Here is a 9,927-nt window from a genome sequence, read left to right on the forward strand (position 1 = left end):
ATGTTCTTCAGACGCGCCTCGTGACGCGTCCGATGTCGGTCCGTCCACATCTGCTCTCCACCCCGCCCCGCCAGGCGGAATTTGTGTTGCTACACGAGACAGATGGGGACGGCCGGCAGAGGCGCTCAAACAGGCTCTTAGAGCTATCGCAGTCCAGTCAATCGAGTCCATCGTGCCGGCCAGGCGGCCATATCATCGCGGCGCGCCAAGCTTGGCGCGCATGAAAAAGGGGGGCTGCCTGCCAGCATTGATCCGACGACCCATCACGGGCACTGTGATCGCGGCGCAACCCGACTAGGTGCTGTGGTGAATGGAGATAATCCATGAAGCCCCCGACTGAGCACCTGAAGGCGAAGGGCTATCTGACGTGAGGATAAGCCGGGTCACGACAGTCCTATCTGTCGCGATCGTGGCAGGCGCTAGTACGCGGCTTCTCTCCGACGAAGGCATCGAGAACGCTTCGCTGATTGTTCTAGGCGCGGGGCTTCTAGCAAGTGGTGTCGTCGCACTGTTGAATAGAACATGAGTGATATTGAGCCCGACGAGCTGTTCCGAGCCCGGCTGCTGCGCGTGGTCGCCGAACTTGATCGACCGATGACACTGGTAGGGGTAGGGCCGCAACTCGATAGGATCGGTCGGAAGTACAATCGCTACAGGACCGGCGTGCCTCTCAAGGGTGTGTGAAAGAAGAAGCTTATGGCCACCATCCCCGATCGCAAGATCGAATTCTCCCCGCTAGGCGGCCACGTCACGCGTGACGGCTGCACGGTACAGGTTCACATCTACCGGTTCGCTGAGAGCGATGACGACTGGACCCTGGAGGTCGTCGACCACGAGGATGGCCACACCGTCTGGGAAGACACGTTCTCGGACGATCAAACGGCCTATGAGGCCTTCGAGCATGCGTTGAACGAGGATGGCATTCGCTCGTTCGTAGACGAACCGGTCAAGCACTGATCTCATCCACCGCCTCGTGGAAGAGCCTCTGCAAGGCAGCTAACAGCTAAGATCTACAGAGATCCGGCAGCGGCACTGATCCCGAACTGATTTCCCTTTTGCACTTAATGTTAAGCTGGCGGGCGACCAAGCCTGCAAATATGTCGCATCATAGTTATTGCATGCGACATCAATGCCTGAATACTTTTTTGAATATTTATGCGACGGAAAAATATGTGGTGACCCCGCTGGGTCAGCTGAATTCGATCGGATCAACCCGTGTCTAATTATTCATCCACCGAGTTGGCGGGCGATGTCGTCGCCGCCTACGTGTCGAACAATCCTGTTCCGGCAACCGAGCTGCCGGCGCTGATCGCCCGCGTGCACGGCGCGATCGCCAGTCTCGTCTCCGGGGCGAGCACCGTCTCGGCCGGCACGGACGCGTCCGTAGCCGTCGACAAGCCGAGCTCGGCCCAGATCCGTAAGTCGGTCCATCAGGACGGGATCGTCAGCTTCATCGACGGTCGGTCCTATAAGACACTAAAGCGGCACCTGACCGCCTATGGTCTCAGCCCGCAGAGCTACTGCGAGCGCTACGGCCTGCCGGCCGACTATCCGATGGTCGCTCGGAGTTATGCCGAGCGCCGCTCCGTGTTGGCAAAGGCGATCGGCCTCGGGCGCCCAGGTGCGATGGCTAAAATTACCCCGAAAGCCCGACGTAAGGCTGTCTGATCAAGCCTAGAGCTCCAACCTGATCGCCCCGCGATCACGATCTACGAAATGACGGGGCACTGCCCCGGAAGCCGCTAGCGTTATGTTCATCGGGGAGAACGGTAAGGTGTCGGGAATGCGCAAGGCTTTCACGATCGCCGCCTTCGTGATCGGCAGCCTCGATGCGCAGGCGGCCGGCGATCCAGTGTCCGTCCCCGCAAAGTTCGACGGCCGATGGGACTTGGAAGCGTCAACGGCATCCGGTGCCTGCCCAGCGACGACGCACGTTCAGATTGACGTGGCACACGGCATCGCGACGGCGACAGGGAGCATGTTCTACACGGTGAAGGGCGGCATCTCGTTGGCCGGCATCGTGCGGGGAACGATCGCAACCTTTACGGCCAAAGCCCTCGTGAACGGGGCGATTGATGGAGACGGCCTCGGTCGCGGCACGTGGCGGACACAGGAAGGTGGCTTGCTAAACTGTAGCGGCAGCTGGACCGCGCGCCGGGCTTGAAGACCACTCGCGTCACTACCCAAGGCCGTAAGAGAGCTGATGGCAGGGAAGCGACGCGGACGACGGAGGATCTACACGAGCGCTTGGGGGTGTAGCGAGGGCGTGCCGGAGTACGTGTCCGGCTTCAGCGGACAGCCGCTGTGCGATTTCCGATGCGACATGGATCGCCGAACGTCGGGCCTACTGTAAGCCCCGAGGATCATCACTCGCCCATGGCAAACCGGGCAGCGCTTCAGCTCCGACGGGTGATCAACGGCAGCCTCATCGAGACTGACGGCGCGCCATGCTCCGTCGAGCTGAACCTCACAGGTTCGCGCATTAGATATCGCCATGGATGTGAAATGCCACGTCACCGCGGCAACGGCCAGAGGAACGCTGCAACACGGAGCATGATTTGCGTGCCGGCTGAGCAGCCATATCATCACGGCTCGCCCGGCCTTGCATGTTCGGCGCCGTCTAAGCCCGAGGCGACGGCACCCCCCGCTCTATCGGCGGGATCACGTGCTTTCGGTCTGGAATTTAAGACCCTTCAATCGGAGCCGTTCTGTAGAGCGTCCGCAGCATCGCTGAGAGGTCCGAGAAGGACAGGCCGGCCTTCTGCACAACGCGGTCGGCTTGCCCGGCCAGCAGACGGAAGTCGTCCGCGGTGACGTCCTTGGCCGTCAGCACCACCACAGGAATATCGTACCACTCTGGGCGGGTGCGCAGCAGCCGCAGAAAGCCGAACCCGTCCAACTCCGGCATCATCAGATCGAGCAGGATCAGCCGGGGCTTGTGCTCGGCGACCGCTGTTAGGCCGGCTCGACCATCCACCGCCGTCGCCACCTGCCAGCCATCCCGAGTCAGCTGCGATGTCATCAACTCGCGCAAGTCCGCATCATCGTCCACGATCAGCACTGGACCGTCGTGGGGCTTTGGCCGGAACCGCTCCATCACCTCCTTCAGCTGCGCCCAATCGACCGGCTTCTGCAAATAGTCGGTGGCGCCTAGCGAAAATGCGAGGTTCTGCTCATCCAGAACCGTCACCATGATCACCGGAAGATCACCTAGCTCCGGGTCGGCGCGCAGCGTGCGCAGCACGGCCCAACCGTCCATGCGCGGCATAGTCACATCGAGCAGAATTGCCCGTGGCCGCCGGGTGCAAATTAACTCTAACCCGGCCTTTCCATCGGCCGCTGTCGCAACATGGAAGCCTTCTTTTGTCAGGAAGCGCGCAAGCAGATCGCGGGTCGCTTGATCATCGTCGATAACTAGGACCGCGCTCCCCTCCGCCTCATGGATCTCGGATCGTGCAGTCGTCGTCGATGATCCAGGAAGGGCCTGAGCTTCCCCGCCATCAGCTACGCTTGCCGGGAGCGTTAGGGTGAAGGTCGTACCCTCACCCTCGCGGCTCGCGACCGCGATGTCGCCGCCGAGCATGTGCGCGAACGCGCGCGTGATAGCCAAGCCTAACCCTGTGCCGCCGAACCGGCGCGTCGTCGATGCGTCAGCCTGGCCGAAACGCTGGAACAGCCGCGCCAGTTGTTCCTCGCTCATGCCAATGCCGGTATCCGACACCGCGAACACCAAGCTATCACCTGCCTCGTCCGTTTGCCTGTGAGCCGACAAGGTGATGCGGCCACCTTCCGTGAACTTAGCGGCATTGCTGAGAAGGTTGATCAGACACTGACGCAGCTTGGTCGCGTCGGTGTAGGCGCCTCCCAGCCCGTCCGCGAGATCCAAGCTGAGAGCATTGCCCTTCTTTTCCACCAGGGCCTCGACCGTAGCGGCCACGTCGCGCACGGTGGAGGCTACGTCGAGACTCTCCGGATAGACCTCCATGCGTTCGGCTTCGATTTTGGACAAGTCGAGTACGTCGTTGATCAGCCCAAGCAGATGGCGCGCGTTCGCCTCGATCTTCTTCATGTCTGGGAGCAGGTCCGCCTGGCCTGCGTCCTCCATTTCCTCCTGCAGCATCTCCGAGTAGCCAATTACCGCTGAAAGCGGGGTGCGCAGCTCGTGGCTCATATTAGCTAGAAACTCAGACTTGGCGCGGTTAGCCTCCTCCGCGGCCTCCTTGGCCGCCGCGAGCACGTGTTCGGAGCGCTTTCGGGCATCGATATCGGACACAACGACCACGCCGCCGACGAGCTTGCAGTCTAGATCCCGCATCGGCGCTCCGGCGAAGCTGACCCAGGCGCGCGAACCATCGCCGCGTTGGTAGTCAACCTCTAGCTCCGACTGGGGCTCGCCTTCGCGCACCACCTTGATCAGCGGCCACTCCCTCGGCTCGACCGGCCGGCCGTCTTCGTGGAAGCCAACCCAGCGGGCTGGTCCCTCACCGGATTGCGCGGGCAGTACCCCGTGCCCCAGTATCGCCTCGGCCCGGGCGTTGTAGCCGGTGATCCGGCCGGACGGGGCCTCGGCGATGAGCACGCCCACCGGCAGGGTATCAAGCACGGTCCGCAGCAGTGCCTCGCCCGCGCGTACCTGAGCCTCGGACAGCGCCGCCATGGTTACATCAGTGACGACGACACCAACGCCGTTCGCTGCAGGCCCTTCATCTTGGCGTAGCGGATAGAAGCTCATGCGGAAGTGGCGCGTTCCGCCCGGCGCGCTCTCACTCGGTACGTTCACAGGCACGTCGGCACTGACCAGACCATGATCACGCGCTGCCTCTAGCAGCGGGGTGAGCTGCTCTTCCAACTTCGGCAGCAGGGTCCAGATCGGCGCGCCGAGATCGGCCCCGAAGCCGCGCTCGCTCATCGTCGCCAGCGCACGGTTCATGTGACGGATCTTCAGATCGCCGTCGAGGAAGCCCAGGCCGACCGGGGCATTGGCGAGCACGCCCTCGAACAGCCCGCTGCTGCGCTGGCTCTCGCGGCGGCGGACGAGGGCGAGGCGCGCCAATAGCGCCACGGCGAGAGTGGCGCAGAGTAGGCTGCACGCGGTCAGGATAGCGTAACGCAGCCTGTCGCGGCGCTCACTCTCAGCAAGCGCTTCACCGGCGCGATTGTTCGCCGCCGCGGTCGCAGAGCGGATCGCGTCCATCAAACGCTTGCCCTCGCCGGTCGCGACCAGGGCGGTAGCGGCGTCGGAGCCTTGGTCGCGACGAGCTGTCACGACGCGATCGGAGAACGCTTTCTCCTCGTCAATCAGCTTGCGAACGGGGGCGAGCGCCGCGACGGCAGAGTCGGCGGACGTGCGATCTAGGACGGCGAGGTAGGCGACTTCGTCCCCGATGCGGTTGAGTGCGTCGGCGTAGGGTTCGAGGTACTCGGGCATGCCAGTTAAGGCGTAGCCGCGCATACCGGTCTCCAGATCCTTCATCGTCGAGAGCAAGCGGTCGCTGCGGCTGATCTGCTCTCTTCGTTGTACCTGCTCAGTACGGGCAGCATCGCTGGCCACGAGGTTCCAACCAGCTGCCATGATGGCTAAGGCGAGAAGCGCATAGGCCAACGGCGAAGTGCGCAGACCGACAAAGGGGCGCGAGCCATGCCAACCGGGACGTTGAATGAGCACCTGGGGATCATGCATGTGAGTTACCTATGCCCCTGCTGGTAGGGCACAGGATGGCCGTCGTTGCCAAGCAAGTAGCTTTCGAGCCTCAGGCCTGCAGCCACGAATAATGTAACCGGCCGCGACGAGCCGACTGACTGCATCCCGACCACGCTGCACACCCCCGACCGCTCCGCGGCGGATAATCCTGAGATGGGTTCGGGACCGGCCCCGGGGAAGCCTGGGTGTATCCCAGGCGTCATCGCGGGCGGGTGTTTCATCCGGTTAAACGCTCGTTCTATCAGACGAAACGCTGGTCTTAATGGGAGGGCAACGCATGCACACAGCGGTCTGTCCGCGCTGCGGCCTCACAGATTTCGGGACAACCGATCAGGGGCTGGCCAGCACCGCCGAATGGACGGAGGAGTTCATGCGCCTCTGCGAGCACGTGCACGAACGCCGTCACCTACAAGACCTGCGTACGCGCATGTGTCCGCACTGGGCCAAGGCTATGCAGGACGCTGTCGAGGCTGAGGCGCGTGGTCGGTGAGCAGCAGCGGCGCTTTCGTCTCCTACCTCCGGGTCTCCACCGAGCGGCAGGGCCGATCCGGCCTGGGGCTTGAGGCGCAGCGGCGCGCCGTGGCTGATTTCCTCGCGGGCGGCTCTTGGCGCCACGTGGCCGAACTGGTCGAGGTCGAGAGCGGGTCCCGAGATAACCGCCCTCGCCTCTCTGAGGCCATGGCGCTGTGTCGGCTCCACGGGGCGACGCTGGTGATCGCCAAGCTCGACCGGCTCTCTCGTGACGCCGCCTTTCTCCTGAACCTGCAGAAGGCCGGCGTTCGGTTCGTGGCGGCGGACATGCCGGAGGCGAACGAGCTTGTGGTCGGCATCATGGCCGTGGTCGCACAGGCCGAGCGCAAGATGATCTCGGCCCGAACCAAGGCGGCGCTGGCGGCGGCGAAGGCCCGGGGCGTGCGCTTGGGCAAGCCGAAAAACCTATCGAACCGTGAGGCCGGCCAGGTGCGCAGCCGGGCTCGACAGGCGCAGCGGGCGGGGGAGCGTGCCATGGATCTCGCCCCGGTCATCGCCACCGTGCGAGCCGAGGGTGCCGTGTCGCTACGCCAAATTGCAGCGGCGCTGAACGCCCGCGGCATCCCGGCTGCCCGAGGAGGGGTGTGGTCGGCCGCGCAGGTACGGCGGGTGCTGGCAGCGTGTCAGCCTGTCAACACGTTGACGTGTTGACAGGTCAGCGCGTCTTCATGAGGCGTCCTTTGCCCCTCTTGGCGAGAAGGTCGTTGATCGCCTCCATCATCACGTCCTGTGTGGTCATGTCGGTGTCGAGGCCCACCAACTTGATCATTCGGTAGACCTCGGGTTCGACCCACACGGTGATCCCGCGCGCGCCCTGGCGCGTGGCGGGGCGCTTGGTCTTAGTATTCTTGATAGACCGGGGAACCGCCGGAACCTGGACTGGAGCAGCCTCGGGAACATCCTCGGGCTCTACGACCGCGGAAGGCTCATCCCGGCGGCCGGTCGAGACGCTATCGGTCACGGCGGCTCGGAGGCTGAAACGAGGTGCGGCGCTCATCAGGCGGCCTCGATGTTGGCAGGCTGCGAGAGGACAAGGCCGATCTGATTGGCCGCCCACCGGAACAGATCCTCGATCTCCGTCGCCGCCCGCCCCGCAGGTTCAATTTCCTGAGCGGTCCGGCCCGGGATGAAGCCACGCGAATAGCTAACACGCTGGTAGACCGCGCCCGAGTAGACGGGAATGCCGCGTTCGCGCAGGCCGGCGCGCGCCTCCTCCAGATCGAACTCTGTTGAGGTGTTGCAGGCGTTGAAAACGACCCACGATGGCTTGCGGGCGATGGTCGTGAGGTCGTGGGTCTGCCCGATCGCGTCGATGTCGAGAATTGAGGCACGGCAGGGGATCAGCACGAGGTCGGACGCCTTGCAGGCCACGAGGGCCGGCCGGTCCGCATGCGGCGCACTGTCGATAATGAGGAGATCGAGGCCGCCGGCCGCAGCCTGGGCCTTCACGTGTTCGAGCTGCTCTGCCGATGTGACGACCGCCTCTGGGTGATCCTTACGGCGCTCGGACCATTTCCAAGCGGACGATTGCGGATCGAGGTCTGCGATCGCGACTTGGAGACCTGCGCGATGAGCCGCCACCGCAAGGTGCAAAGCCAACGTCGTTTTTCCGGCCCCGCCTTTCTGCGAAACGAGAGCGAGTGTGCGCATCGTGTTGACCTTCCGACGGGCTGACGGGCTGACGGGCTGACGGATCATCGCGGCAACAGGTTTACAGTTCATCACCACAACACGATGACGAGACAACCCGTCACCATCCTGACGCGACAAATTGTTGACACGTCAACGCGATGACCGGTAGCTCGGTCTGGACATGACCTTCTACGAGCCTTGCTTAGGAGTGTATGAGCCGATCAGACACCCCTCGCCCTTTCACCCGCTCAATCCTCCGGCGTGACGCAGGTCCCCATGAAGGCCTTCCGCTCCGGGCCCTCTCTAAGCTTCTGACTCTCCGCCCGCTGCCGGCAACGATCGAGCACCGCCGGGTCGACGGCTGACGCGGCTTCCTCACCTGCAGATGTTGCGCCTGAAGCAGGCTTTCGAGTCGGCTCGGCCGCGCTCTGTGCCTGTCCTGTGGTAGGAAGGCAGGCGAGGATGGCCAGAGCGGCTAAGAGCGCGAAGGAGCATCGCATGGGTGTCCACCAGTGCTTCTAGTGTCGAGCCACACCGTGAGCACCATCTGAGGCGAAGGTACAGCCCTGGGCCCTCGCCCGGATCATGGACCAGTCTGGGCACCGGGATCCGAGGACGGTGGTCGGGTACATCCGGCGGGCGAACGCCTTCAAGGGGCACTCGGGGAGCGGGTTTCTGTGAGCGATGACGCCGAAGGCCCGGCGCGGGCCAACCTGCCGCAGTACCCTGCGCAGACGCCTGAGACGGGGTTCGCGCTCGTGCTCGAACAGGCATGCCAGGCCTTCGAAACCCTACAGGCGATGGTCGGCGGCAAGCTTTCGATCGGCGATCCTAGCTGTCTGGATGCGAGACCTCCTTGGCATCTGCGACGATGCGAAGGGCGCGTTTGATGAGGCTTGGGCTGGGCGGTCTGTGGGTGGGATTGGCGAACGCGGGCTCAGCTTCGAGACGCTGGCGCAACACCATCTCGGGCGAGAGACCTTCGAGCACGCGCTGCCGGCGGCCGTTGTAGGCCGCGTTGAAGCCGCGCAGCACGATCTCCAGGTCGGCGTGGCTGTAGATCATGATGCCCAACACCTCCCGTTGCACCCGGCCGTTGAAGCGCTCGACCATACCATTGGTCTTCGGCGTGTACGGGCGCGTCTTGCGATGCTGCACCCCGTGCCGCTCGCAGGCGGCCTCGAAAGCATCGGCCGTGAAGCACGAGCCCCGATCGGTGAGCACGTGGGTGACCCGGAAGGGGAAGGCGTCGAATGCGTCCGTGAGGAAGGCCACCGCCGAGGCCGTTGTCTCGTCGTCCATGACCGCGAGGTGCACGTAGCGCGAGGCGCGGTCGATGGCGACGTAGAGGTAGCGTTTGCGGGTGGTGCCGTCACGGTCACGCAGTTTGGGCAGGTGCTTCACGTCGACATGGACGAAGCCGACCTCGTAGTTCTTGAAGGTGCCGTGCGGCTTCAGGGCCTGCTCGGCGGGCGGCAGCCGGTTGAGGCCCTCCGCCCTGAGGATGCGGTAGACGACGTCCCGGTTCAGGTGCGGCAGGAAGTGGCTGACAACGAAGGTCAGCGCATCGAGGGGGAAGCCGGTGGAGCGGCGGAGCGCGCACACGATGGCGCGCTCCTCATCGCTGGCGCGCCAGGGCAGCTTATGGGGTCGCGCCGAGCGATCCTGACAGGCATCGGGGCCGCGTTTGCGCCATTTGCGGATGGTCTCGGTTGAGACGCCGTAGCGCTTGGCCAGCACCCCGGAGCTCTCGGACGAGCGGGCGATCTCGGCGCGGACAGCCGGGGTGGTGCGGGCCTGGGGATGGATGGCGAGCATCAACGAGCCCTCCTGGCAACACGGCGGCGCACACCCTCGAACCGCCAAGCGTAGGCTTTGATCGCCCAGCGTGCCACATCCCAACGACGTTCCGCAACCAAACACCTAGCACTACTTTGGCAGATTGAGGGAACGCTGGAGGTTTTTGCGGATTCGCCTGCCACGGCCATGAGCGTGGGTGCTCGCGATGTCAGGTGCTGGCGGATGGCGTGAGGATCTGGACCGGTGGCTGCAGCCGTTCCTTG

8 protein-coding genes are annotated in these 9,927 nt (G+C 64.0%); 4 read left to right on the forward strand and 4 right to left on the reverse strand.

Going from position 1 to position 9,927, the window contains the following annotated elements; genetic code table 11:
• Window positions 1-696: 696 nt before the first annotated feature.
• The 3 genes from MKK67_RS01220 (at window position 697) to MKK67_RS01230 (ending at window position 2,164) form a co-directional block, all read left to right on the forward strand.
• Window positions 697-957 (forward strand): hypothetical protein, encoded by a 261-nt coding sequence (locus MKK67_RS01220; RefSeq protein WP_243961198.1) that lies wholly within the window; start codon window positions 697-699, stop codon window positions 955-957.
• Between the two features lie 258 nt (window positions 958-1,215).
• Complete coding sequence (locus MKK67_RS01225; RefSeq protein ID WP_243961200.1) at window positions 1,216-1,668, forward strand: MucR family transcriptional regulator; 453 nt, start codon at window positions 1,216-1,218, stop codon at window positions 1,666-1,668.
• A gap of 82 nt (window positions 1,669-1,750) precedes the next feature.
• Window positions 1,751-2,164 (forward strand): heme utilization protein, encoded by a 414-nt coding sequence (locus tag MKK67_RS01230; protein WP_243961202.1) that lies wholly within the window; start codon window positions 1,751-1,753, stop codon window positions 2,162-2,164.
• Window positions 2,165-2,683: 519 nt separating this feature from the next.
• On the opposite strand, the gene MKK67_RS01235 is transcribed toward MKK67_RS01230, so the two are convergent.
• Complete coding sequence (locus MKK67_RS01235; RefSeq protein WP_243961204.1) at window positions 2,684-5,680, reverse strand: response regulator; 2,997 nt, start codon at window positions 5,678-5,680, stop codon at window positions 2,684-2,686.
• A gap of 507 nt (window positions 5,681-6,187) precedes the next feature.
• Here MKK67_RS01235 and MKK67_RS01240 point away from each other — a divergent pair.
• The gene (locus tag MKK67_RS01240) at window positions 6,188-6,883 is read left to right on the forward strand and encodes a recombinase family protein (protein ID WP_243961205.1); all 696 of its coding nucleotides are present in this window, start codon (window positions 6,188-6,190) and stop codon (window positions 6,881-6,883) included.
• A gap of 4 nt (window positions 6,884-6,887) precedes the next feature.
• Here MKK67_RS01240 and MKK67_RS01245 read toward each other — a convergent pair whose 3' ends face one another.
• The 3 genes from MKK67_RS01245 to MKK67_RS01255 form a co-directional block, all read right to left on the reverse strand.
• Window positions 6,888-7,193, reverse strand: a complete 306-nt coding sequence (locus MKK67_RS01245) for a ribbon-helix-helix domain-containing protein (protein WP_243961206.1) — start codon at window positions 7,191-7,193, stop codon at window positions 6,888-6,890.
• 35 nt (window positions 7,194-7,228) lie between these two features.
• Entirely contained in the window at window positions 7,229-7,882 is a 654-nt protein-coding gene (locus MKK67_RS01250; protein ID WP_243961216.1) for a ParA family protein, read from the reverse strand.
• 813 nt (window positions 7,883-8,695) lie between these two features.
• Window positions 8,696-9,682: an IS481 family transposase gene (locus tag MKK67_RS01255; protein ID WP_243961224.1), complete on the reverse strand. Its 987-nt coding sequence runs from the start codon at window positions 9,680-9,682 to the stop codon at window positions 8,696-8,698.
• Between the last annotated feature and the right edge of the window lie 245 nt (window positions 9,683-9,927).

Origin of the sequence: Methylobacterium sp. J-072 (assembly GCF_022829425.1) — a bacterium.
Taxonomy (GTDB): domain Bacteria; phylum Pseudomonadota; class Alphaproteobacteria; order Rhizobiales; family Beijerinckiaceae; genus Methylobacterium.